This window comes from Pseudoalteromonas sp. SG43-6, assembly GCF_014164365.1.
Taxonomy (GTDB): domain Bacteria; phylum Pseudomonadota; class Gammaproteobacteria; order Enterobacterales; family Alteromonadaceae; genus Pseudoalteromonas; species Pseudoalteromonas rhizosphaerae.
In genome coordinates, this window is sequence record NZ_JACJEZ010000003.1 from 87543 (window position 1) to 113290 (window position 25748).

At 39.7% G+C, this 25748-nt stretch carries 23 protein-coding genes; 13 read left to right on the forward strand and 10 right to left on the reverse strand.

Annotation, left to right across the window (positions count from 1 at the left end):
- The first annotated feature begins 87 nt into the window (after positions 1-87).
- Entirely contained in the window at positions 88-615 is a 528-nt protein-coding gene (locus H5201_RS01890) for a YaeQ family protein (protein ID WP_182717449.1), read from the forward strand.
- A 4-nt stretch (positions 616-619) separates the two neighbouring features.
- On the opposite strand, the gene yfaE is transcribed toward H5201_RS01890, so the two are convergent.
- The 5 genes from yfaE to ubiG form a co-directional block, all read right to left on the reverse strand.
- Positions 620-892, reverse strand: a complete 273-nt coding sequence (gene yfaE / locus H5201_RS01895) for a class I ribonucleotide reductase maintenance protein YfaE (protein ID WP_145233207.1) — start codon at positions 890-892, stop codon at positions 620-622.
- Entirely contained in the window at positions 892-2022 is a 1131-nt protein-coding gene (gene nrdB, locus H5201_RS01900; RefSeq protein WP_145233209.1) for a class Ia ribonucleoside-diphosphate reductase subunit beta, read from the reverse strand. The genes yfaE and nrdB overlap by 1 nt, the downstream gene beginning before the upstream one ends.
- Positions 2023-2091: 69 nt before the next feature.
- Positions 2092-4374, reverse strand: a complete 2283-nt coding sequence (nrdA, locus tag H5201_RS01905; protein WP_145233211.1) for a class 1a ribonucleoside-diphosphate reductase subunit alpha — start codon at positions 4372-4374, stop codon at positions 2092-2094.
- Between the two features lie 401 nt (positions 4375-4775).
- Positions 4776-5459 (reverse strand): HAD family hydrolase, encoded by a 684-nt coding sequence (locus H5201_RS01910; protein ID WP_182740744.1) that lies wholly within the window; start codon positions 5457-5459, stop codon positions 4776-4778.
- The gene (gene ubiG / locus H5201_RS01915) at positions 5459-6169 is read right to left on the reverse strand and encodes a bifunctional 2-polyprenyl-6-hydroxyphenol methylase/3-demethylubiquinol 3-O-methyltransferase UbiG (protein WP_182740743.1); all 711 of its coding nucleotides are present in this window, start codon (positions 6167-6169) and stop codon (positions 5459-5461) included. Before ubiG ends, H5201_RS01910 begins: the two co-directional genes overlap by 1 nt.
- Positions 6170-6348: 179 nt before the next feature.
- Here ubiG and gyrA point away from each other — a divergent pair, with 179 nt between their 5' ends.
- The 9 genes from gyrA (at position 6349) to pyrF (ending at position 16647) form a co-directional block, all read left to right on the forward strand.
- Positions 6349-9048, forward strand: coding sequence for a DNA topoisomerase (ATP-hydrolyzing) subunit A (gene gyrA, locus H5201_RS01920; protein ID WP_145233217.1), 2700 nt, complete (start codon positions 6349-6351; stop codon positions 9046-9048).
- 114 nt (positions 9049-9162) lie between these two features.
- Complete coding sequence (serC, locus tag H5201_RS01925; protein ID WP_182717451.1) at positions 9163-10245, forward strand: 3-phosphoserine/phosphohydroxythreonine transaminase; 1083 nt, start codon at positions 9163-9165, stop codon at positions 10243-10245.
- Positions 10245-11522 carry a 3-phosphoshikimate 1-carboxyvinyltransferase gene (gene aroA / locus H5201_RS01930; protein ID WP_182730600.1) on the forward strand — a complete coding sequence of 426 codons (1278 nt, stop codon included), beginning with the start codon at positions 10245-10247 and terminating at the stop codon, positions 11520-11522. The genes serC and aroA overlap by 1 nt, the downstream gene beginning before the upstream one ends.
- Before the next feature lie 107 nt (positions 11523-11629).
- Positions 11630-12340, forward strand: a complete 711-nt coding sequence (gene cmk / locus H5201_RS01935) for a (d)CMP kinase (RefSeq protein ID WP_149982486.1) — start codon at positions 11630-11632, stop codon at positions 12338-12340.
- Positions 12341-12433: 93 nt separating this feature from the next.
- Positions 12434-14101, forward strand: a complete 1668-nt coding sequence (rpsA, locus tag H5201_RS01940) for a 30S ribosomal protein S1 (RefSeq protein ID WP_029216020.1) — start codon at positions 12434-12436, stop codon at positions 14099-14101.
- A 62-nt stretch (positions 14102-14163) separates the two neighbouring features.
- Positions 14164-14451, forward strand: a complete 288-nt coding sequence (gene ihfB, locus H5201_RS01945) for an integration host factor subunit beta (RefSeq protein WP_016707218.1) — start codon at positions 14164-14166, stop codon at positions 14449-14451.
- 21 nt (positions 14452-14472) lie between these two features.
- Entirely contained in the window at positions 14473-14754 is a 282-nt protein-coding gene (locus tag H5201_RS01950; protein ID WP_016707217.1) for a lipopolysaccharide assembly protein LapA domain-containing protein, read from the forward strand.
- 2 nt (positions 14755-14756) lie between these two features.
- A complete protein-coding gene (gene lapB / locus H5201_RS01955) occupies positions 14757-15893 on the forward strand; it encodes a lipopolysaccharide assembly protein LapB (protein ID WP_145233226.1) in 1137 nt (378 codons plus the stop codon).
- 49 nt (positions 15894-15942) lie between these two features.
- Positions 15943-16647 carry an orotidine-5'-phosphate decarboxylase gene (gene pyrF / locus H5201_RS01960; RefSeq protein ID WP_182740742.1) on the forward strand — a complete coding sequence of 235 codons (705 nt, stop codon included), beginning with the start codon at positions 15943-15945 and terminating at the stop codon, positions 16645-16647.
- A 220-nt stretch (positions 16648-16867) separates the two neighbouring features.
- On the opposite strand, the gene H5201_RS01965 is transcribed toward pyrF, so the two are convergent.
- The 4 genes from H5201_RS01965 to H5201_RS01980 all read right to left on the reverse strand — a co-directional run bounded on the left by H5201_RS01965 (position 16868) and on the right by H5201_RS01980 (position 21772).
- Positions 16868-17815, reverse strand: coding sequence for a hypothetical protein (locus tag H5201_RS01965; protein WP_182740741.1), 948 nt, complete (start codon positions 17813-17815; stop codon positions 16868-16870).
- 579 nt (positions 17816-18394) lie between these two features.
- Positions 18395-19348, reverse strand: coding sequence for a DUF4365 domain-containing protein (locus H5201_RS01970; protein ID WP_182740740.1), 954 nt, complete (start codon positions 19346-19348; stop codon positions 18395-18397).
- A 262-nt stretch (positions 19349-19610) separates the two neighbouring features.
- Entirely contained in the window at positions 19611-20441 is an 831-nt protein-coding gene (locus tag H5201_RS01975; protein ID WP_182719011.1) for a S1 RNA-binding domain-containing protein, read from the reverse strand.
- 2 nt (positions 20442-20443) lie between these two features.
- On the reverse strand, positions 20444-21772 hold the full coding sequence (locus H5201_RS01980) for a DEAD/DEAH box helicase (RefSeq protein WP_145233234.1): 1329 nt from the start codon (positions 21770-21772) through the stop codon (positions 20444-20446).
- Positions 21773-21987: 215 nt separating this feature from the next.
- On the opposite strand from H5201_RS01980, the gene H5201_RS01985 reads away from it, so the two are divergent.
- Both H5201_RS01985 and aroQ read left to right on the forward strand, forming a co-directional pair.
- The gene (locus H5201_RS01985; RefSeq protein WP_145233236.1) at positions 21988-22995 is read left to right on the forward strand and encodes a rhodanese-related sulfurtransferase; all 1008 of its coding nucleotides are present in this window, start codon (positions 21988-21990) and stop codon (positions 22993-22995) included.
- A gap of 99 nt (positions 22996-23094) precedes the next feature.
- Complete coding sequence (gene aroQ, locus H5201_RS01990; RefSeq protein WP_259399645.1) at positions 23095-23658, forward strand: gamma subclass chorismate mutase AroQ; 564 nt, start codon at positions 23095-23097, stop codon at positions 23656-23658.
- A 321-nt stretch (positions 23659-23979) separates the two neighbouring features.
- Here aroQ and H5201_RS01995 read toward each other — a convergent pair whose 3' ends face one another.
- Complete coding sequence (locus tag H5201_RS01995; protein ID WP_149982479.1) at positions 23980-24321, reverse strand: hypothetical protein; 342 nt, start codon at positions 24319-24321, stop codon at positions 23980-23982.
- A 410-nt stretch (positions 24322-24731) separates the two neighbouring features.
- On the opposite strand from H5201_RS01995, the gene H5201_RS02000 reads away from it, so the two are divergent.
- Positions 24732-25748: an efflux RND transporter periplasmic adaptor subunit gene (locus H5201_RS02000; protein WP_182740129.1), complete on the forward strand. Its 1017-nt coding sequence runs from the start codon at positions 24732-24734 to the stop codon at positions 25746-25748.

Sequence of the window (25748 nt, forward strand, 5' to 3'; positions counted from 1 at the left end):
AATGTTATACCATAACTTTTAAAATAAACGTGCTTATATCAGATTGGGCTATACTCAATAGGAGTAACGGCGAGACTGGTGAATATTATGTCTGATAAAACACGTATTTTTAAAGCACGATTTAGCATAGCTGATCTGCGTCATCAGCGTAATCACAAAGAAATTTTTACCACAGCGTTGACTAAAAATGAAACACTGGAGCATTTTGTTTTAAAGCTGTTAGGCTATTGTATTTTATCTTATGACAGCCATGCAGTGCTTAATAAACTTGCTGATAAACTACAGCCAGATGTAGGAATTCAAGCGTTGGATGAACATTATAAAACCTGGTTAAGTGTTGATAAACCTGACCTTGATGAATTAGTTAAGATCGCTAAGCAAGTGGATGAATTATTAATTTTAACAACGGGCAATAGTGAATGGTTAACGCAATCTCAGTCACGGTTAAAGTTATTTGATAATAGCCATATTATTGAGATTGACCAGCAGTTTATTGATGATATTCAGGTGGATTTAACCCGCAGTTTAAATTGGGATGTAACCATAGATGAAAGTAGTTTAATGATCAGTGATAAAATACATTGCTATGAAACAAAGCAGTTTGACTGGCATTAACAAATTACTTCAAATTGAGAGTGATATTGCCATCGGGTTTACAGCAGCACAGCAGTACTTCTCCATCACGTACAAAGGCGAGTGGTTCTTCGTTATAGGTGACTTGCCCTGCTACTAGGGTTGCTCTACAGGCACCACAATATCCTTCTCTACACTGAAAAGGAATTTCATATTGCTGTTGTTCTAGGCAGTCTAAAAGGGAATGACAGCCAGTGTCAAAATCTACACACTGGCTATTATCTGCAAAGTGGATCTTTGCAGTTTTGTTGCTGGTCATTAGAGATCGAAGTCACCGAAATCAGAGGCATTAACTTGAGAGTCAATTTGGCCTACAAGGTATGAGCTGATCTCCGCTTCTTGTGGAGCAACTTGTACATTGTCTGACACTAACCATGAATTGATCCATGGGATAGGGTTACTGCTGGTTTTAAACTGTGTTGGTAAACCAACTGCAGTCATACGAGCATTAGTAATGTACTCAACGTATTGGCATAAAATATCTTTGTTTAAGCCAATCATTGAACCATCTTTAAACAGGTATTCAGCCCATTCTTTTTCTTGTTCAGCAGCATCAACAAACATCTTGATCGCTTCATCACGACACTGGGCTGCTACGATAGCCATTTCAGGATCGTCTTTACCATCTTGCATAATATTCAAAATATGCTGAGTACCAGAAAGATGAAGCGCTTCATCACGGGCGATCAGCTTAATAATTTTAGCGTTACCTTCCATTAATTCTCGCTCTGCAAACGCAAATGAACAGGCAAAGCTGACATAAAAACGGATCGCTTCTAAGATATTCACTGACATCATTGCAAGGTATAAAAGCTTTTTAAGTTCAAATAAACTGATATGAACTGTTTCGCCATTAAGTTCATGTTTACCTTCACCGTATAAGTTATACACAGCCACTTTATTAATTAATTCATCGTAATATTTAGTTACGGCATCAGCACGTTCACTGATCTTTTCGTTACTAACAATATCATCAAAAATAAGCTCAGGGGCTTGGGTAACGTTACGAATAATATGTGTATATGAACGGCTATGGATTGTTTCACTAAATGCCCATGTTTCAATCCAGGTCTCAAGTTCTGGGATCGACACAATTGGCAGTAACGCAACATTAGGCGAGCGACCTTGCACACTATCAAGCAATGTTTGATATTTTAAGTTACTTAAAAAGATATGTTTTTCGTGATCAGGTAAAGCCTGAAAATCTAACCGATCTTTACTTACATCGACTTCTTCAGGACGCCAAAAAAACGATAGTTGTTTTTCAATTAGCTTTTCGAAAATAGGGTACTTCTGTTGATCATAACGCGATACGTTAACGGTTTGGCCGAAAAACATCGGTTCTTGTAGTTGGTTATTATGGTTTCGGCTAAAAGTAGTATAAGACATAAGATCACTCAAAAAACGAACAGGGCAAAGCGGGCGTATAGCCCGCTTCCAATTTATATTTATTACCGATTAGATTTTACACGCACCGCCTGCACAATCATCATCTTCCACTTCTGGTGTATCTTCTTGCATATCAGATGCACCATCACGGGTGTTATGGTAGTAAAGGGTTTTAACGCCAAGTTTGTAAGCACCCAGTAAATCTTGTAATAAGACCTTCATTGGTACTTTACCACCTTCAAACTTATTTGGATCGTAGTTAGTATTGGCAGAAATTGTTTGGTCAACAAACTTTTGCATAATACCCACTAATTCTAAATAACCTTTATTTGATGGGATATCCCACAATAATTCATAATTATTTTTAAGGCGTTCATACTCAGGTACAACTTGTTTTAAAATACCATCTTTACTGGCTTTAACACTGATATGACCACGTGGTGGTTCAATACCATTAGTTGCATTTGAAATTTGCGACGATGTCTCAGATGGCATCAACGCAGATAACGTTGAGTTACGCATACCATGCTCTTTGATATTGGCACGTAATGTATCCCAATCTAAATGCAATGGTTCATCACAAATTTTATCCAAATCACGTTTGTACGTATCGGTTGGCATAATACCTTGCGAATACGTTGTTTCGTTAAATTTAGGACATGCACCACGTTCTTTAGCCAGTTCATTTGAGGCTTTCATTAGGTAATACTGAATTGCTTCAAATGTTTTGTGAGTCAATGCATTGGCACTGCCATCAGAATAACGTTTGCCATTTTTAGCAAGGTAATATGCGTAGTTGATTACGCCTATTCCGAGTGTACGACGGCCCATCGTTGCATTATGTGCTGCTGGCACCGGGTAGTCTTGGAAATCCAGTAAGTTATCAAGTGCACGTACCGCAAGTTCTGCAAGCTCTTCAAGTTCATCCAGTGACTCAATCGCACCTAAGTTAAAGGCCGACAGCGTACACAGTGCAATTTCACCTTCTTCATCATTAACATTGTTAAGTGGTTTAGTTGGCAATGCAATTTCTAAACATAAGTTAGATTGGCGAATTGGTGCCACTTTAGCAATGAATGGGCTGTGTGTATTACAGTGGTCAACATTTTGTAAATAGATGCGGCCAGTGCTAGCACGCTCTTGTGCAAACATTGAAAACAGCTCAATAGCTTTAATACGTTTTTTACGAATTGACTCGTCTTGTTCATATTGTACGTAAAGACGATCAAATTCATCTTGATCTTCAAAAAATGCATCATATAAACCAGGCACATCAGACGGGCTGAATAATGTGATGTAATCATCTTTGATCAAACGTGAGTACATTAGTTTATTAAACTGTACACCGTAATCTAAATGACGAACGCGGTTATCATCAACACCACGGTTGTTTTTAAGCACTAATAAGTTTTCAACTTCTAGATGCCAAAGTGGATAGAACAGGGTTGCTGCGCCACCACGGACACCACCTTGCGAACAACTTTTAACAGCCGTTTGAAAGTGCTTATAAAACGGGATACAACCGGTGTGGTATGCTTCACCATTGCGAATAGGGCTACCTAGTGCGCGAATACGACCAGCATTAATACCAATACCTGCACGTTGCGATACGTATTTTACAATCGCTGATGAGGTTGCATTAATTGAATCTAGGCTGTCACCGCATTCAATCAGTACACATGAACTGAATTGACGCGTAGGGGTACGAACTCCCGCCATAATAGGCGTAGGTAATGAAATTTTGAACAATGACACTGCATCGTAAAAACGCTTTATGTAGTCTAAACGCGTTTCTTTTGGGTAATCAGAGAACAAGCTTGCCGCAACTAAAATATATAAAAACTGTGCGCTTTCATAAATTTCACCCGTAACACGGTTTTGTACTAAATATTTACCTTCAAGCTGTTTAACAGCAGCATAGCTGAAGTTTAAATCACGTCCATGATCAAGGTATTCATCCAGTTGATCAATTTCTTGCTCTGTGTAGTCAGCTAGTAAGTGTGCATCGTAACGCTTATCTTCAACTAACTTAACGATATGATCATACAAGCGCGGTGGCTCAAATTGACCATAGGCTTTTTTACGCAAATGGAATACAGCTAAGCGGGCTGATAAATATTGATAATCAGGCGACTCTTTAGAGATCTGATCAGCGGCCGCTTTGATGATGGTTTCATGGATGTCTTCAGTACGAATACCATCATAAAACTGGATGTGCGATTTCAGCTCAACTTGTGAGACAGACACATTATTTAGACCTTCGGCGGCCCAAGCAATAACGCGATGGATCTTATCTAAATCAAGTGACTCTTTACGGCCGTCACGTTTGCTTACAGATAGCTGTTGGTTCATAGTTTTGCCTGTATTCCTTGGGATATAATATTTTTTAGTGACACATTTTTCTTAAAATAAATTTTTTATTGCAATAAAACTGTATTAGCGCGAATTTAATTGAATAACATTTAGCCACAACATCTGGTGTTCATCAAATTCTAGATCACAAGATAGTGTGGTATGCGATCATTTGCAAGGGGCATAAACGCCCCTAATTGTGGATAACGTTGGGATAACACGCTTGTGTTAGTAGCCATTAACCTTTGACCATCTGATTAAAATGAAATTTATAAAAATCAACTGATGATCGATTAAATTTACGCATTTTAAAAATAAATTTTGGCTGCTTTTTTTATCAACAAACAATGTGCAAAAAGTAACACGATCACAATATGTAGTGGTTAAAATTTGACATGGCACTATATATGGTTAAATGCATCAATAGGTGATTGCCAATTAAAATCGGCTTGCCAACTCAATGCTTCAGCTTCACTAGGGATGTAGCCCCACAACGCAGCAGCGCTGTGCATGTTTGCAGCCTTGGCTGCAATTATGTCACGCTGCGCATCACCGATATACAAACAACGATTCGGATCAACATCTAACAGTTGGGCTGTATGCAGTAAAGGTAAAGGTGATGGTTTAGCGATATCGAGGGTGTCACCACTGACAATTGCCTGTGCATCTTTGAGTTCAGCAATTGCAGCAACTAATGGAATAGTCAAAAACTCAGGTTTATTAGTCATGATCCCCCATTTGATCTGTTGTTGATCAAGCGCGATCAATAATTGTGCAATTCCAGTAAAGCATTGACTATGGGTGGCAATATTATCTGCGTAGGCCGTTAATAGCTGCTGGCGTAAGTCAGCTTGATTTGGGTGATCGTGCCATTGCTGACCAAATCCAGCTGCAAGCAGCGCCATTGCACCGTTAGAAGCTGCAGGACGATATATATCAGCGGTTACTAATGGTTGGTTATGATCAGCGAGTACGTAATTTAGCGCAGCCCCTAAATCATCTGCGGTATCGAGTAATGTACCGTCTAAATCAAAAATAAAGGCGTCGTAATCAATTGCGGGGGTTGCTGTGTTAAAACCAGCCATTACGCTAGTTTCTCAAAATGCAGAATATAATTAACGCTTACATCGGTATTTAAGCTGTACTGCTTTGATAAAGGGTTATAACTCAATCCCGCACTAGCACGTACTTTGAGGCCTACTTGTTCTGCCCATGCAATGAGTTGTGCTGGTTTGATAAACTTTTTGTGATCATGGGTTCCATCAGGCACCATCTTCAATAATTTTTCCGCCCCGATAATTGCGTACAAATATGCTTTTGGGGTTTTGTTTAATGTAGAGAAAAATACATCAGCACCAGGTTTCGCTAATTCTGCTACTGCATGAATGATAGATGCAGGGTCTGGCACATGCTCTAACATTTCCATACAAGTAATTGTATCAAAGCGGGCAGGGTGTTCGCTGGCATACTGTTCGGCAGGTATTTTTATATAGTCAACGTTTACACCGGTTTCTAAACTGTGCAGTTTCGCAACGGTTAACGGCTCTTGACCCATATCAATACCAGTCACATGTGCGCCCATTCGCGCCATACTTTCACTCAATATACCGCCACCACAGCCGACATCGAGTGTTTCTTTGTCGAATAAGCCTTTGGCCTTGTCGGCAATAAAATCTAATCTTAATGGATTAATTTCATGAAGGGGTTTAAATTCGCCTTCACGATCCCACCAACGCTCAGCGATGGCTTCAAACTTTGCAATTTCTGCACTATCTACATTCTGATGTTCGGTCATAAAAAACTTCCTCGTCAATCTCAGGCCATTATATAGGGGTAAATTAATAAATCGCAAAGATTTAGCGCCTGTAAATCTAAATAAATTGTGGTAGCATGACTTGGTAATAATAACTAAATCCCCGCAAGCGCCCATATGTGGCACTTTCGTGGGTCAATACTGAAGGAATGTGATATCAAATGACTGATTTCGCCAATGAAATTCTGCCAGTCAATATTGAAGACGAGTTAAAAAACTCCTATTTAGATTACGCAATGAGCGTAATAGTAGGACGAGCACTACCAGACGTACGTGATGGTTTAAAACCTGTTCACCGCCGCGTTTTGTTTGCTATGAACGAGCTTAATAATGATTGGAATAAGCCTTACAAAAAATCAGCCCGTGTGGTTGGTGATGTAATTGGTAAATACCATCCCCATGGCGACAGTGCGGTGTATGACACAATCGTACGTATGGCCCAGCCATTCTCTTTACGTTATATGTTAGTTGACGGCCAAGGTAACTTTGGTTCAGTTGATGGTGACTCAGCAGCAGCAATGCGTTATACCGAAGTCCGTATGGCGAAAATGTCTCATGAGCTTTTGGCTGATCTTGAAAAAGAGACTGTTGATTTTGTACCTAACTATGATGGTACAGAGCAAATTCCTGACGTATTACCGACCAAAGTTCCTAACTTATTAGTGAACGGTTCATCGGGTATTGCGGTAGGTATGGCGACGAACATTCCTCCTCATAACTTAACTGAAGTTGTGAATGGCTGTTTAGCACTTATTCAAAACCCTGAATTAACCATTCATGAACTAATGGATTATATTCCGGGCCCAGATTTTCCAACTGCGGCAATTATCAACGGTAAAAAAGGCATTGAACAAGCCTATTTAACTGGCCGTGGCAAAGTGTACATGCGTGCACGTGCGGAAATTGAAGTTGACGAAAAAACCCATCGTGAAACGATCATCGTTCACGAGATCCCTTATCAAGTAAATAAAGCCCGCTTAATTGAAAAGATTGCTGAGCTTGTTAAAGATAAGAAGATTGAAGGCATTAGTGCATTACGTGATGAATCAGATAAAGACGGTATGCGTATCGTTATCGAGATCAAACGTGGTGACGTAGGCGAAGTGATCTTAAACAACCTGTATGCACAAACTCAGTTACAAACTGTGTTTGGTATGAACATGGTTGCGTTGATCAATAACCAGCCTAAGTGTTTCAACTTAAAAGAAATGCTTGAAGAATTCATCATTCACCGCCGTGAAGTAGTGACTCGTCGTACGGTATTTGACCTACGTAAAGCCCGCGATCGTGCACACATGCTTGAAGGCTTAGCAATTGCACTTGCTAACATTGACCCAATTATCGAGCTTATTCGTAACTCACCAACGCCAGCTGAAGCTAAAGTAGCACTTGCTAGCCGCCCGTGGGAATTAGGTAATGTAAAAGCCATGCTTGAAAAAGCCGGTGAAGCAAATGTTGCCCGTCCAGATTGGTTAGCGGATGACTTAGGCATTCGTGATGGTCAGTATTATATTTCTGAGCAACAAGCCCAAGCAATTCTAGATTTACGCTTACACAAGCTTACTGGTCTTGAACATGAAAAGATTCTAAGCGAATACCAAACGTTATTAGATTTAATTGCCGAGCTTTTATATATTCTTGCTAATCCTGAGCGTTTAATGGAAGTTATCCGCGATGAGTTAGTTGAAATTAAAGAGCAATACGGCGACGAACGTCGTACTGAAATTAATGCAGCGGCTCATGATATTAGTCTTGAAGACTTGATCACAGAAGAAGACGTAGTAGTAACCCTATCTCACGAAGGGTATGTGAAGTATCAGCCATTGTCTGATTACGAAGCACAGCGCCGTGGTGGTAAAGGTAAATCAGCAACCAAGATGAAAGATGAAGATTTCATTGAACGTCTACTAGTTGCTAATACTCACGATACTATTTTATGTTTCTCAACGGCAGGTCGCTTATATTGGCTTAAAGTGTATCAATTACCACTTGCCAGTCGTGCAGCCCGTGGTAAGCCAATTGTAAACTTATTGCCGCTTGAAGCAGACGAACGTATTACGGCTATCTTGCCAGTACGTGAGTATGAAGAAAATAAATACATCTTTATGGCAACTGCATTTGGTACCGTGAAGAAAACACCATTGACTGCGTATAGCCGTCAACGTGCTAGCGGTATTATTGCCGTTAACTTAAACGACGGTGATAGCTTGATTGGTGTCGATATCACTGATGGTAGCAACGAAATCATGTTGTTTACTGATGCTGGTAAAGTTGTTCGCTTTAAAGAAGCCGAAGAATCACCTGTTTTAGATGAAAACGGCAACCCAGTACTTGATGAAAACGGTAACCCGGAAATCAAGTTCAAGGGTGTTCGTCAGATGGGCCGAACTGCAACAGGTGTTCGTGGTATTAAGATGGCTGAAGGCCAACGTGTTGTATCATTAATTGTACCTAAGACGAATGGTGCTATCTTAACCGTGACAGAAAACGGCTACGGTAAGCGTACATTGCTCAGTGACTACCCTGCTAAGAGTCGTGCGACTCAAGGTGTGGTATCAATCAAAGTAAGTGAGCGTAACGGTGCTGTAGTTGGTGCTGTACAAGTTGACGATAACGATGAAATCATGATTATCTCTAATCGAGGTACTCTGGTGCGAACTCGCGTTAATGAAGTTTCTACCGTTGGGCGAAATACCCAAGGTGTTATTTTGATAAGAACTATTGACGAAGAGCAAGTAGTTGGTTTACAACGTATCGAAGAGATCGAAATCGATGAGCTTAACGCTATTATCGAAGGTGAAAGCGTTGAACTAGTCGACACTGTTAATGATGACGCTGGGGATAATCCTCCAGAGGCATAACATTAATCATTAAAGCGGCTTCGGCCGCTTTTTTTTACTATAAAAATCAAAAAAATTAATTGTTAAAATTAGCAATTAAAAACAATTGTTAAATTACTGGAATGAGGAAAGGTAATGAGTATATATAATTTTTGTGCTGGGCCTGCAATGTTACCGCCAGCTGTGATGGAAAAAGCACAAAAAGAATTTCTTGATTGGCAAGATTTAGGTGTATCGGTGATGGAGATCAGTCACCGTAGTAAAGAATTTTTAGCATTAACGGCACAATGTGAAGCAAGCTTACGCCGGTTAATGAATATCAGCGATGAATTTGAAGTGCTGTTTATGCATGGCGGTGGTCGAGGCCAATTTGCTGCAGTGCCACTGAACCTGCACCAAGCAGGTAAAGACGCCGTATATTGTGAAAATGGTGTGTGGTCTAAAGGTGCGGTTGACGAAGCGGTTAAATTTACTACCGTCACTGAGCTTGATGTCCGTAATGACACAAATGAGCAATTTTCTATCAAACCAGTTAGTGAGTGGCAATTTCCAGCCGATCCTTCATACATCCACTATTGTCCAAATGAAACCATTGATGGCATTGAAGTGTTTGATGTACCAAGTCACCCAACAGCGCCGATCGTTGCAGACATGTCATCAACTATTTTATCGCGTGAGTTTGATGTTGATCAGTTTGATTTAATTTACGCTGGTGCACAAAAGAATATTGGTCCATCAGGCCTTGCCATTGTGATTATTCGTAAAACGTTGCTTGAGCGTGAAGGGGTTGCAAAGCCAGGTATATTTGATTACGCACTCGAAGTAAAACAAGGCAGCATGTATAACACGCCACCTACGTTTGCTTGGTATTTAGCGGCAGAAGTATTTGACTGGCTTGAGAAAAATGGTGGTGTTAAAGCCATGGAACAGCAAAATATAGCAAAAGCCGAACTGCTGTACGGCTTTATTGATGAATCACCGTTTTATAGCAATAAGGTTGCTAAGCATTGTCGTTCACGTATGAATGTGCCTTTTTGGCTCAATGATGAAAGCTTAAATGCACAGTTTTTAGCCCAAGCAAAAGAAGCTGGCTTACTTGCACTTGAAGGTCACCGTATTGTTGGCGGTATGCGTGCGAGTATTTACAACGCCATGCCACTTGCCGGTGTACAAGCGTTAGTTGACTTTATGGCGAAATTTGCCAAGGAGCACAGTTAATGGAGCAGTTACGCTTAGAGCCAATTAATCTAGTAAATGGCAGTGTTACCTTACCTGGCTCAAAAAGTTTATCAAATCGTATTTTATTGTTAGCGGCACTTGCGCAAGGCACAACGGTTGTAGAAAACTTATTAGACAGTGATGATATTCGTCATATGCTTGGTGCATTAAAATTATTGGGCGTTGATGTCAGTCTTAATGATGATAAAACTGTAGCCACTGTAAAAGGTGTTGGCGGGCAGTTTTTGACTCCAGCTGAGCCATTGTTTTTAGGTAATGCAGGCACTGCGTATCGCCCACTGACTGCGGTTTTAGCCGCTGTGAAGGGAAACTATGAACTAATTGGCGAGCCACGTATGGAGGAACGTCCAATTGGTCACCTAGTTGATGCATTACAAGCGCTCGGTGGGGATGTTAGTTATTTAAAAAATAAAGACTATCCGCCACTTAAAATTGTTGGTGGGCAAATTAATGGCGGCAACGTTGCAATTGATGGCAGTATTTCGAGCCAATTTCTTACCGCATTATTAATGGCTGCGCCGTTATTTAATGGCGATACGTGCATTACAATTAAGGGTACGCTGGTATCTAAACCGTATATTGATATTACCTTAGATGTAATGGCTCGCTTTGGCATATCGGTAACTCACGATAACTATAAAACCTTTACTGTAAAAGGTGCGCAGCAATACCAAGCTGTTGAGCGTATTATGGTTGAAGGGGATGCATCAAGTGCATCTTACTTTGTCGCTGCGGCGGCAATTGCCGGTGGTGAAATAGAGATCAAAGGCGTAGGCGCAAAATCTGTGCAAGGCGATATTGGCTTTGCAAAAGTGATGGAGCAGGTCGGTGCTAAAATAGATTGGTATGACGAGCGCTTAGTGGTACGTAAAGGCGAATTAAAAGGTGTGGATATCGATGCCAATGCTATTCCTGATGCGGCGATGACCCTTGCGACAGTGGCGTTATTTGCAGATGGTCCAACCGCTATTCGTAATATCTATAACTGGCGCGTAAAAGAAACTGATCGCTTACATGCAATGGCGACGGAGCTGCGTAAAGTGGGCGCTGAGGTAGTTGAAGGTGAAGATTTCATCGAAATAACACCGCCAAAACACTTTAACGATGTGGCGATTGATACCTATGACGACCACCGTATTGCGATGTGTTTTGCCATGGTAGCTGTAGGCGGCAAGCCAATAACTATCAATGATCCTAAGTGTACATACAAGACATTTCCAACATTTTTCAATGTACTAGCATCAGTTAGTCAATAAATGACTAAAGTTGAAATATAAAAAGTTACATACAAAAAGCGGATATATTTAATTAAGTAACGTATAATGTCGCAGTTTTATTTTGGTGTGCATTGCAGGAGGTTTAAATGCAGGCGTTATTAATGCCCGTGATCACCGTTGATGGCCCAAGTGGTTCAGGTAAAGGAACTGTTTGTCGCTTGTTAGCCGATAAATTAGGGTGGGATGTACTGGATAGTGGCGCGATTTATCGCGTATTAGCACTAGCAGCACTTCATCACCAAATTGCACTAGACAACGAAGAGGCATTGGTGCCTTTAGCTGCTAACTTAGATGTGCAGTTTTTAGTTGATAGTCAAACTAACGCTGGAAAGGTTATTCTGGAAGGTGAAGATGTATCAACAACAATTCGAAATGAAGAAGTAGGAGCTGCCGCTTCAAAAGTAGCAGCCTTACCGCGCGTTAGAGAAGCATTATTACGGCGCCAACGTGCATTTCGAACTGAAAATGGGCTAATAGCCGATGGCCGCGATATGGGCACTGTGGTGTTCCAAGATGCTCCATTAAAAATTTATTTAACCGCTAGTGCAGAAGAACGCGCGCGCCGACGTTTTGTTGAGTTGAATGAACGCGGTCTTGATGTTACACTAAGTGGTCTATTAGAAGATATTCAAGCACGTGATGACCGCGATATGAATCGTGCCGTTGCGCCGCTTGTACCAGCTGACGATGCTATTGAACTCGATACTAGCGAGCTTAATGCACAGCAAGTGTTTGATAAGGTTATGACTTTATTAGATGCAGCGATCGTCGAAGGTAAACTTCCAAAACGACGATAAACTATTTATGCGCCAGCAGGATGCCAGTGCTATTTTAACAACCCCATGCAGCATGGTTGCTTATTGGTAATAATATATGAGACGTATATTCGTATGTCAGAAAATTTTGCGCAGTTATTTGAAGAAAGCTTAAAGGGTTTTGAAGCAGAGCAAGGCTCTATCGTTAAAGGTACAGTTATCTCTATCGAGAACAACATTGTACTTGTAGATGCTGGTCTTAAATCAGAAAGTGCTATCCCTGCAGAGCAGTTCAAAAATGCTGCTGGTGAACTAGAAGTTGCTGTTGGCGACGAAGTAGATGTTGCACTAGATGCAATTGAAGACGGTTTCGGTGAAACTATCCTTTCTCGTGAGAAAGCGAAGCGTCACGAAGCGTGGATCCGTCTTGAGAAAGCATGTGAAGAGCAAGAGACTGTTACTGGTGTTATCAACGGTAAAGTTAAAGGCGGTTTCACTGTTGAAGTTGATTCAATCCGTGCTTTCCTACCTGGTTCACTTGTTGATGTTCGTCCAGTACGTGACACAACTCACCTTGAAGGCAAAGAGCTTGAATTTAAAGTAATCAAGCTTGATCAAAAACGTAACAACGTTGTAGTTTCACGTCGTGCAGTTATCGAATCTGAAAACTCACAAGAACGTGAAGAGCTTCTTGCTAACCTTGTTGAAGGTCAAGAAGTTAAAGGTATCGTTAAGAACCTTACTGACTACGGTGCATTCGTTGACCTTGGTGGTGTTGATGGTCTACTACACATTACTGATATGGCGTGGAAGCGTGTTAAGCACCCTTCAGAAATCGTTAATGTTGGCGACGAAATCGCAGTTAAAGTTCTTAAATTCGACAAAGATAAAACTCGTGTATCTCTAGGCCTTAAACAGCTTGGTGAAGATCCATGGGCAGCTATCGCTGGTCGTTACCCAGAAGGTTCTAAACTTTCTGGTCGTGTAACTAACCTTACAGATTACGGTTGCTTCGTAGAAATCGAAGAAGGCGTTGAAGGTCTAGTACACGTTTCTGAAATGGATTGGACTAACAAGAACATCCATCCTTCTAAAGTTGTTAGCTTAGGCGACACTGTTGAAGTTATGGTTCTTGAAATCGACGAAGAACGTCGTCGTATTTCACTTGGTCTTAAGCAATGTATTGCTAATCCTTGGCAAGAATTTGCTCGTCTTCAAAACAAAGGCGATCAAGTTACTGGTAAGATCAAATCAATCACTGACTTCGGTATCTTTATCGGTCTTGACGGTGGTATTGACGGTCTTGTACACCTTTCAGACATTTCTTGGAATACACCTGGCGAAGACGCTGTACGTGAATTCAAGAAAGGCGACGAAATCACTGCTATCGTATTGCAAGTTGACCCAGAGCGTGAACGTATCTCTCTAGGTGTTAAGCAAATCGAAGCTGACCCATTCAATAACTACCTTGATGCAAACAAAAAAGGTGCTATTGTTAAAGGTAAAGTGACAGAAGTTGATGCGAAAGGCGCAACTGTTGAACTTATCGAAGGCGTTGAAGGTTACATCCGTGTAGCTGATATCGCTCAAGAGCGCGTTGAAGATGCAACTACTGTTGTTTCTGTAGGCGACGAAATTGAAGTGAAATATGTTGGTGTTGATCGTAAGAACCGCACTTTAAGCCTTTCAGTTAAAGCTCTTTTCGAAGCAGAAGAGAAAGAAGTACTAGAAAAGCTTAAGAAAGAAGAGCCAGTGTTCGAAAACGCAATGGCAGCTGCATTCGCAAATGCACAAAAAGACTAATTAATCAGTCTTAATTGGAAGGGCAGTGTTGCCCTTCCTTTATCTCTTTTTAAGGAAACGTTATGACTAAGTCAGAATTGATAGAACAATTAGCCGAGCAACACGCGCATGTACCTGTGAAAGATGTTGAGAATGCTGTTAAAGAAATTCTTGAACAAATGGCCGGCTCATTATCAAGCTCAGATCGTATTGAAATCCGTGGCTTTGGTAGTTTCTCATTACACTTTCGTTCACCTCGCACAGGTCGTAATCCAAAGACTGGCGACACGGTTGAGTTAGAAGGTAAGCACGTACCACATTTTAAACCAGGCAAAGAGTTACGAGATCGCGTAAACGCGAGCATTGCCTAGTTATTTAGTTGGAGTAGTTACTTGTTTAGGGTATTAAAAATTATCCTGGTAGCAATATGCTTAATTTTTGCATTTGTACTTGGTTCGCAAAATCCACAGTTAGTGCAAATAAATTATATTATTGCCAGCAATACTTTACCCCTCGCAATGATAATAAGTATCTGCTTTGCTTTAGGTGTCGCAATTGGTTGTTTTATTAGCTTTAAATTGTTTTCGCAATTAAAGTGGCAAAACTATCGTTTGAAAAAAAAATTAGCGCCTGAAAAAGATAATAATAAGCTTGTTGCTAATAAAGACACCTAACTATGATTGAGCTTTTGTTTTTACTTTTACCTGTTGCGGCTGGTTATGGCTGGATCATGGGTAAAAATAGCGCTAAAAACCAAGCTCATCAACTTAATCGTCAGATCACATCTGAATACAGTAAAGGCTTAAAGTTTTTACTCGACAGAGAGGAAGATCAAGGCCTTGAGCACCTCATCAACTTGCTTGAAGTCGCCGCTGACTCTGTTGAACATTATTCTACATTAGCAACGATGTTTCGCCGCCGAGGTGAATTAGATCGTGCAATAAAAATCCACGAATTACTGCTCAAACACCCAAGCCTTAATGAACAACAAGCTGCTGCTAGTCGCCTTGAACTTGCTGAAGATTATATTATGGCGGGTTTGCTTGATGGCGCCGAAGAACATTTAGTGTGGTTAGTAAAAGCCAACCACAGTGATGCATTAGAGCCGATACTTAATTTATATTCGCAAACACGCGAATGGGAAAAGGGTATCAATATGTTCGAAGCACACAGTGATTTATTTTCAAAGCCGCAACATTTCAAAGCCATCGCTAACTTTTATTGTGAAGCTGCGTTGCTTAGCAATGATCCGCAAATTATGCGCAAAGCCATTAGCCTAAATCATAAAGCGATCCGTCCATTATATGAATTAGGTAAATCAGCATTTGCAAAAGAAGATTACGTAAAAGCAATTTATTATTGGCGTGAGCTGATCTGTAGTTTCACTTTTTTTGCTCCCTTGTTTATAGATGATTTAGCTCACAGTTATGAGCAATTAAACCTAACCCACCAATTTCATGAATTATTACAGCAGCTACTTGATAAGGGTGGGGTGCTAATAAAAATAAAACATTGCCAAGCATTACTTGAGCAAGGGCATACCGAACAAGCAATTAAATTTTTAACTGATAGTTTAAAACGTCAGCCGACAATTCGTGGCTTTAGTTTTTTATTACAGCTATTAGCAAAACAAAATAATGATATTAAAGATGTACTAGACCAAATAGATAAACTGGTCACATCTTATATTGCGACCAAGCCAGATTTTCAGTGCCAACACTGTGGCTTTACCAGTCATACAATTTATTGGGTTTGTCCTTCGTGCAAACATTGGGAAACCATAGTACCGAGCCGTGGTTTAGACGGTTTTTAGTTTTCTATAAAAATATTCACTTACTTCTACAATCAGTTTTAGGAAAGTTATGTCTCTCGAACATTCAAAAAAAGTTCTTATCGCCCTCGATTACGATGATCAGCAAACCGCTTTAAACTTTGTAAAGCAATTATCGCCTGATACATGTCGTTTAAAAGTAGGCAAAGAAATGTTTACCTATTTTGGACCTGCTTTTGTAAAAGAATTAATTGACCTTGGCTTTGACGTATTCTTAGATTTAAAGTTTCATGATATTCCAAATACGGTTGCCAAAGCGGTTACCGCAGCTGCCAAAATGGGTGTTTGGATGGTTAATGTTCACGCCAGTGGCGGTGTTGAAATGATGACTAAAGCCAAACAAGCGCTTGAGCAATTTGGTGATAAAGCGCCATTATTAATTGCCGTTACCGTTTTAACCAGTATGGATGAAAACGAACTAAAGCGTTTAGGTGTTGAAAAAACGCCTGCTGAGCAAGTTATCTATTTAGCAAAACTTGCAAAAGAGTCAGGCCTTGACGGGGTAGTGTGCTCAGCACAAGAAGCGCAAAGTTTAAAGGCTGCTTTAGGGAAAGAGTTTAAATTAGTTACGCCAGGTATTCGCCCAGCGGGCAGTGATGCAGGCGATCAAAAGCGTATTATGACACCAAAGCAAGCGATTGAAGATGGCAGTGATTACCTAGTTGTTGGCCGTCCAATCACACAAGCCGCAGACCCTGTTGCAACATTAAAAGAAATTAATGACTCGATAAAATAAACAGCGGTCTTTTAATTGGTACTATTACTACTATTACTAAGTACAAAGAGCAAAGTATTTACTTTGCTCTTTTTGTTTCTCGGTATACAAACTTAATAACTTGGCGATGAATAGGCTGGAATATGTCAGTTGCGGTTATTCAAAACACAATGTGGCAAAAGGCAAGACGCGACCCCATTTTCCGCGACCCCATTTTCCGCTTCGGCTACCCGATTAGGCTTTATTGGTGATCCCAAAACTTATAGTTTAATGATTTCTCTAGGGATTCTATTTTATTTTTAATCTGGGCTGCACCTGAAGATGAGATTTCACCTTTTTTATGCATTTTTGATATGCTTTCTTTTGTTTTTCTGCGCTCACTAAATCGTTGTCGATTTAGGTCTATACCTTGTGTAAAGCTCTTAGATATAAACTTTAAAATGTCTTCATACTTTATACAGAACTCTATGTATGGTTTAACAGAGTCTGTTATGTCTAGCCACTGACTATTCTGGTCAGCGATTTTATCGAAATCACATGATTTTATAATTGTACTATTCGGAATTCCAGTATTTTTAATTTTACTATCAACATAGACTTTACGTGCTAATTCAGAGCAATATGAGAATTTTTTGGCTGGTTTTCTTTTTGGTAAAATCACATACGGTTGCTTAATATAATAAGCGCACGTCTTACTAAGTAGCTCATTGTCCTTTTCTTTTAACCCTTTAAATCTAATAATACGCCAATCATCTTTAACGTCTTTTAAAACTTCAGAGATTAGTTTAAGCGAAACACCTATTTTAGGCACTGCATCTATACATATAAAATCAGCTTGAACAATCACAACATGACTCGAACGGGCGTTTGAGTAAACCGTTTTTTGTAAGCTTGCTAGTATCTTTGATGAGTTTGAAGTACCTGTAACAAGAACGACATCCCCTGTTTTCAGCTCATCTTTAAAGGTATTTAGTTTTTCAGTAAACTCGTTTTTTTCACCGCGAGTTAACTTTCTATATATCGGTAAGTGTTCACTTTTAATACCAGCATAAAATCCGAGCATATTTAACTTAGCATCAGGCATGCTTTTAAATTGCTCAATAACTTTATGTCCTGCGACTTCTCTTCCCATAGTTTGAAAAATGTTGGCGGTAGCTTGCATTTTTATTTGGTGCTTTAATTCTTCCACTTAATTATCCTTGTGCACCTACGCTGGAATAGATGAGGCTTAACGAGCCTGTAGAATTACTCGTCTTTAATTTATTTTTATTGATGCAATAACCATAGCCGAGTTGCTATTTTGATTCAATCGCTTAGTAATATTCGTGTTAAATTATTAAGCATGCAAATACTAAGCGCTAAGTTTCCCCTCATTTATTTCTCATTCCCTTCTCTTTGTGCAAAAAACTTAGTAAATTATTCACAAAGAGGTTAAGAGGCGCTGCGCTTAAGAGTAATACAGGTTCTAGGCCCAAAAGTATTTGCGCGTCTGGGGACACTACTACCTAATAGCCAACGCTTATCAGCTAACGGTGGATTTAGAACACTGGATACGCTGAAGGATAAGAATGTGCTACTGACAGTAGTGGCGTAAACCTCGCGCTAGGCAATGACTAATTGGCTTCACAAGGTTTAGTGTCATTGAGGGATATTTGGATCAATATTCATCACGGGAGATGAACCGCCCATTGCACTTCCTGTTAATAAAAAAGTTGATGATGGCTGGTGTGGGAGCTGGAGGAGACCTCCGGCTACCCGATTATAAAAATTACCAGTTCAAATCTTCTTCTGTGAATGTTCTACTATCGAATGGGGAAACTTCAGATAAATAATCATCAAGAATTAAAAATGAGTCACCTAATTCGTTCAGGTTAAGTTTTAAGGAATAATATGCACATTCACCATCTTCATGTGTTGGCAAAATTTCACTTTCATCAGGTTCAACATACCAGTCATCAAAGTCTTCACCAAAATAAACATCTCCAGTTTCAGGATCTTTGCCAACATAACATTCAGCAGACCATTGTGATTCGCTTTGCATTCTATGATGCTCAATATCCATTGAAAAATCTGCCCAAGGAATGAAGTGCTCTAAAGCTTCTTCAATAGACATATTTGGAGCATAAGTCATCGGCCAAATTTGTGAACTATCAGAACATGAAATTTTTATTTTATAGCGTGGTAATGATTTATTAACCCAATCAGTAAAACTAACGAATACTTCTTCACCTTCGTGAAGTTTTTTAATCCATTTAGAATCTAGCTTAAGTTTATTAATTCTTTTTATGTAAGGCTCTGGTTGGATTAACTTACTAAGTTGAAAAAAACTTTGATCATTGAGTTCATTTGTTTTTGGTATATGAACTTTCCAATCTTTACCTGTACTAGTTACAGTTTGATCATTGATCACCTGCCAATAAAGTTTATCTTGCTTTGGGTGGTAAAGAACTAAAATGACAGGAAGTGTATGATTTGCCCAATATTCAATGTGCTTACTTGTTGTTCTAAATACATAACTATTTAGTTTCTCTTCTTTAAAGAAACTTAAACCTGATTTAATCTGTATTGCAATTAAATCACCTGTAGGATAGTTAGCATCAGTTATTTCAACCTGAGCATCTATACCATAATCATGTATGGATTGTTCTCGAAAAAGCCATCCATTTTGTGAGAAATAAATATCTAAGCGTGCGACGCCCAATCTTTCTACTTGTGTATTCATATTACCGAGCCTAAATAATTTTTATGACATCTTATTGAACACCATTTTGGTGGTTTATAACACACCAAAACTGCTGTTAATAATCTTACCTGACAAAAATTACATCCTACACATCAACACATGTTTAAGTTTAACTTTTATCGGCGTCCGCTTCACGCTCACACTTGTCATTGAAGCTTATATAAACAAAAAGAGTAAAGCTTTCACTTTACTCTTTTCTATATCATTTTGAATTGACCGCTGACCGCTGACCGCTGACCGCTTACTTAAGCCTAATAGCCTTAGCTTCAATATCAATTAGGCCTTGCTTAAACAAACCGCCAATGGCTTTTTTATAATTTGCTTTACTGGTTGAGAAAACTTTTTTAATTGTCTCAGGATCCGATTTATCACCTAAAGCAATAACACCGCCTTCGGATTTTAATCTATCCATTATTTTCTCACCCAAGTCACTTACTTTAGCCATACCTGGTTTTTCAAGAATAACGTCAATTTTTCCGTCTTCACGTACTTTTTGAATAAATCCAGTTAAGCGTTGGCCAACAAACATGTTTTTAAACACCATGTTGTAAAATATAACGCCGTAATGTGCTTCTTCTATTAATACTTTATAGCCAATATCGGTTTTGCCAGCGACAATTAACTGTACTTCTTGCAGCGGGGCGTACTCAGGCTCCGTTTTATTGATAAAACGATTAAAGTTATTTGATGCACAAATACGGCCACTGGCGTTATCTAAATACAAACGTACTAAATAAGAATAGCCTTCTTGCATTCTTGGCTTTTGTTCGTTGAACGGTGCTAGTACATCTTTATCAAGCCCCCAATCTAAAAAAGCGCCAATGCTGTTGATTTCTTTAACACGAAGTAGGGCGTATTCACCTACTTGAGCTAACGGCTTTTTAGTTGTTGCAGTGGCGAGATTAGCGTTATCTAAAAAGATAAATACGCTGACACTGTCGCCAGCTTCTAGCTCATGTTTAATTTCACTGCTTGGTAAAAAAACTTCACCCAGATCATGACCATCAAGGTACGCGCCTTCGTTACTTACTTCGTTAACGAATAGGGTTTGGGTGGTTCCAAGGTAACTCATAATTATTCCTGTTCTGGCTTTTTACGACGGCGCATTGGTGCATCACCATCAATATTAAGAGGGGCTTTGATTGGCGCTTGTGGCTTTTTAGGTTTTGCTTTGCGTTTAGTCACAGCTTTTACTTTAGGCTTTACATTTTCTTGTGCTTTAGCCCATGTTGCATCAGGTTTTGGTTCGCGTAAACCTTTAAACTTACCTTTTAACCCTGCAACGGTATGAAACTCAAGTTCATCATTTAAGAATGATTTAATTGCTTTATAGCTTAACCAATCTTTAGGACCGACCAGTGAAATAGCGGTACCTTTAAAGCCAGCTCGACCAGTTCTACCAATACGATGCACATACTCTTCAGCGTGTTTAGGTAAATCAAAATTGATTACATGAGTTACGCTCAGTAAATCAAGACCACGAGATGCAACATCGGTGGTTATTAAAATTTTAAAGTTTTCACGGCTAAAGCCGTCCATGATATCTAAACGTTTATTTTGGGCTAAATCACCTGCTAATGCTTGGGCTTTAAAACCTTTAGCATTAAGTGATTCGCTTAAACGGCTGGTATCTGTACGAGTCGCTGTAAATATAATGCATTGCCCGACCTCGTCTTGCTTTAAAAAATGCTCAAGCAGCGCTTCTTTATGATCAAGATGATCAGCTAAATATAAGCTTTGTTTAATATCTGAATGTTGTTCGTTAGCCGCACTAAGGGTAATTTGTTTTGGCTTTTTCAGTAAATTACGTGATAACGCATCGACTTGTGCATGATCCAGTGTCGCTGAAAACAATAATGTTTGGCGCAGGCGATGATCTGCTTGCTCGTTGATCATCTTTAACTGTGCAGTAAAACCTAAATCTAAAATACGGTCAGCTTCATCAAAAATAAGTAACTCAAGGCCACTTAGCTGTAATGAACGCTGAGTTAAGTGATCGGCTAAACGACCCGGTGTAGCAATAACAAATTGCGGGTCGTTACGCAGTGCTTTAATTTGATCATTAAAGTTCTCACCGCCTAATATTTTCACCGCTTTAATATTAGTACCTGCAATTAGCAGGCGAAGTTGGGTAAATACTTGGGTCGCCAGTTCACGAGTAGGCGCCACAATAAGCACACGAGGATCACGTTTACTGAGCGCCTTTTGTTTCATAACCCGTTGAACAGCAGGTAATAAAAATGCCAAGGTTTTGCCCGACCCAGTTTTAGACTGGGCGAAAATGTCATGGCCTGCCAGTGCGGTGGGCACTGCATGGGCCTGAATATCAGTGGGCTGGGTGATCCCTTGATGCGCTAATTGTGTTTCAAGGCGAGTATCAATCCCAAGATCAGTAAAATGCAAAGTGTGTTTCTCCAAAATGAGCAATTTGTTTGGGTATAAATAATTTCGCTATTATAGCGCAGTCCCGAGTGCGGCTAACAGCAAAAAGCCAATTATCACTGCTTTTTTTGCATTTAATTAGAAAAAGCGTAAAATACGCGCCCTCAATATGTATTATGCGCCGGATTTACGATTCGGTTACCGCCAATAACGGCTAAAGCAAAATAGGAATCACCATGACTGCTGTCCATAAAGACAATGTAACCAGCGAGCACTTTGTTGTATGTGCACTTTATAAGTTTGTTTCTTTACCTGAATACGAAGCCCTACGCCAACCATTGTTAGATGTGATGGAAGCCAATGAAGTACGTGGTACTTTATTAATTGCCGCAGAAGGTATCAACGGCACAGTTTCTGCCAAGCGTGAAGGCATTGACAACCTTTTAAGCTGGTTAGACAGCCAACCAAACCTTGATAACATTGTTAGCAAAGAATCATTTGATGATGAATGCCCGTTTTACCGTACTAAGGTAAAACTAAAAAAAGAAATCGTCACAATGGGTGTTGAAGGGATTGATCCGCTGAAAGTGGTTGGCAGTTATGTAAAACCACAAGATTGGAATGCATTGATCTCAGATCCTGAGGTTATTTTAGTTGATACCCGTAACGATTATGAAATCGAAATTGGTACTTTTCAAAACGCAGTAGACCCAAATACTAAAACATTCCGCGAGTTTCCGCAGTGGGCGAAAGAAAACCTCGATCCGAGCAAACATAAAAAAGTAGCTATGTTTTGTACTGGTGGTATTCGCTGTGAAAAATCAACTGCTTACATGAAAGAGCAAGGTTTTGAAGATGTGTACCATCTTGAAGGCGGTATTTTAAAATACCTAGAAGAAGTACCAAAAGAAGAAACCATGTGGGAAGGTGAGTGCTTTGTATTTGATAATCGCGTAGCAGTCGATCACGACTTGCAAAAAGGCTCATACGATCAATGTCATGCGTGTCGTATGCCAATCACTGAAGACGAAAAACTCAAACCAGAGTACATGGAAGGTGTCTCGTGTCATCATTGTATTGATGATGTTACCGACGAACAACGTGAACGATTTGCTGAGCGTCAAAAGCAAATTGAATTAGCGCAAGCTCGTGGCGAAGGCCATATTGGCAACGAAGCACAAGCCGTTTTACAAAAGCGTAAAGAGGCTAAAAAAGCGCAAAAAGACGCACAGCGTAAAAAGTAATTTAGTAGAGCTATTACTATCGTTTTATAAAGCCTCAGCGTTGTCTGGGGCTTTTTTGATGGTAATCAAGATTGAATAAATTTAATCTTTTGGGTTTTATTGCACAATAACAGTCCCCTAATTCACAAGGTAAGATATTATGTTTCGAATCATCTTGACCTTTGCTGCTCTCATCTAGTTTTTTTTGCTGCAAGTACAGCACAAGAGCTTTTTTCAACAATAAACTTGCGCTTGAGTTACATGGAAGATGTTGCGCTTTATAAGAGTAATAATAACCAAGCCATTGAAGATAAAGAGCGTGAGCTAATTGTTATTAACAATGCAAGTTTGTCAGCAGAAAAACAAGGCTTAAACAAAGAAAGTGTTCTCGCGTTTTTTCGTGCCCAAATATCTGCGGCTAAGGCTATACAATACAGATACCGCGCTGACTTGCTTAGTAAGCCAACAGATAAAGAGCCTAGAAATTTAGATACTGTTATCCGTCCTGCACTGATAAAGCTAGGGAAAGACATCAATATTGAACTTACACAGTATTTACGTCATGGAGGCGTTTTTTCACAGCAAGAATTTAAAGTTTTTGAACGCACACTAAATTCTCGATATTTAACAAGAGCAGACAAAGAGATGTTATTTAACGCCTTGATTGAAATCAGGCTTCAATAATATAAATTTTTATACTAGCAGGTAAGTGTTAATCTATAACAATGGGACAGGCACAAATTCTTTAAAAATCATAGCTTTAAGCACAGTTATTACATCAGTGATTAAGCTATTAGTATTTTATGATTCGAGCAACAGCAACTTTATTGATTTAGTATTCAGATCCGGTTATTAGCATTGCGTTTTTCGCTGCGTGTATAGTGCATTTTTATGTGGTGAAAACCTGTTTTAGGTAAATAATTGTGATAGGTGTCATCTTAAGTTCTAAATAAGCGTGTTAACACGGTGATGTTTTTATTAAATCACCATGTATACATGCCAACTTTAGATTAATGTTTTTAAATGCGCTTCGGCGGCATTGGTGAGCTGTTCTGGTGTCATATCTTTGGCGTTATCTACAGCAATAGTGCATTGCTCTAGTGTGTACACATCTTTTTTATACATAAAAATCAGCGGCTCACAACCGTCCTCTTTAGCTTTTGCTGATGTCCAATAAACGGCTGAAAATTCAACATTGCCATGTTCGTAAGACTCAACGCTAACTTCTCCGCTGTGATCGAATTGTAGTTGTTTAGAAAGCTGTTCACTAATGTTGATCAGGTTGACCAAAAATACGGCTTCTTGGTGTGTAATACCATGTATATCGGTAAATTTTTGCTTAAACATAATTGTCCTTTTAAATATAAACTAGCAGGGGCGACCCTAATAAAAACTATTGTTGCATACTATACCTGTTTGCCCACTTACTCAAAAGTACTTAGCAATAAATTAGATATTTTGGACCACTTTCAGGGTTTATTAATCCGTAAATTCAACAATTTTTAGTTCTAAAAGCTCAAACTATCATTATGAGTAAATTTAAGACAATACCTTATTCTGACCAATTAGGCTGTTTATGTATAGGGTCTTTATAGCTAGTTAGCCTCTTAGTATTAAATACACGGCTATAGTTACTTTCCCCTATAAAGGTATTTCAACGTATTGTTTTGACAGTTAATCGAACTAGACTTTTTATTGATCAAAACACTGTTACACTGCGTACCATAATGGAAATAATAATTAATTAGGTGATCTTTTTGAAATTACGAGTTCTTTTAGTCAGTGTTTTTATTACTTGTTCAGCGGTAATGCCATCGGCATTTGCTGCTAACGTAATTGTTGAACCTGTTGCGATGGAACGTGCAAAAGAGCAAGTTCAAGCGGTTGGTAATGCTGAAGCGATTCGCTCTGTTATCCTCTATCCTGCAGTGGGGGATAAAGTGACGGCTGTGCATTTTAAACCCGGTGATCAGGTAACCGCAGGTACTATTTTGTTAGAGCTCGATTCGCGCAGACAAAAAGCGGCGCTTAATGAAGCGAAAATAAAGCTTGCAGATAGTGAACGAATACAAACACGTTTACAGCAAAGTCATGCTAAAGGCGCGGTGCCAAAAAGCGATCTAGATGATGCAAAAACTGTGTATGAGTTAGCTAAGGTTGCGGTGACTAAAGCCGAAACCGAATTAGAAGATCGCCAAGTACGAGCGCCTTTTAGTGGCACCATGGGGTTAACGGATGTCGAAGTTGGCGATCGAATTACCACTCAAACAGCCATCGCCAGTATTGATGATACTCGTTCGTTATACATTAATTTTAATGCACCAGAGTCAGCTATTTCAATGCTCAGAACTAGCGGTAACGTGACTGTGATGCCGTGGCAAGGAAGCGATGCGATAAATGCGCAAGTCGCTTATCTTGACTCACGCATTGATCCACAAACACGTACGCTGCGTGTCAAAGCAAAACTGGATAATGCACAAGCACAATTTTTACCGGGTATGAGTTTTAGAGTACATATTGAGGTATTAGGGCAGAGTTTAGCTGCAGTGCCTGAAGCTGCGCTTTTATGGGGGGCAACCGGCCCCTATGTATGGAAAAGTGTTGAGCAAAAGGCAACTCGAGTTGATGTTAAAATCCAGCAACGTTTAGCGGGTCGTTTGCTCGTATCTGGGCCTTTAAACGAAGGCGATATTTTGGTAGTTGAAGGCGTACAACGTTTACGCCCAGCGCAAGAGCTTAATTATATCAAGCCGCTTGCAGCAGCGCAGGAGTAG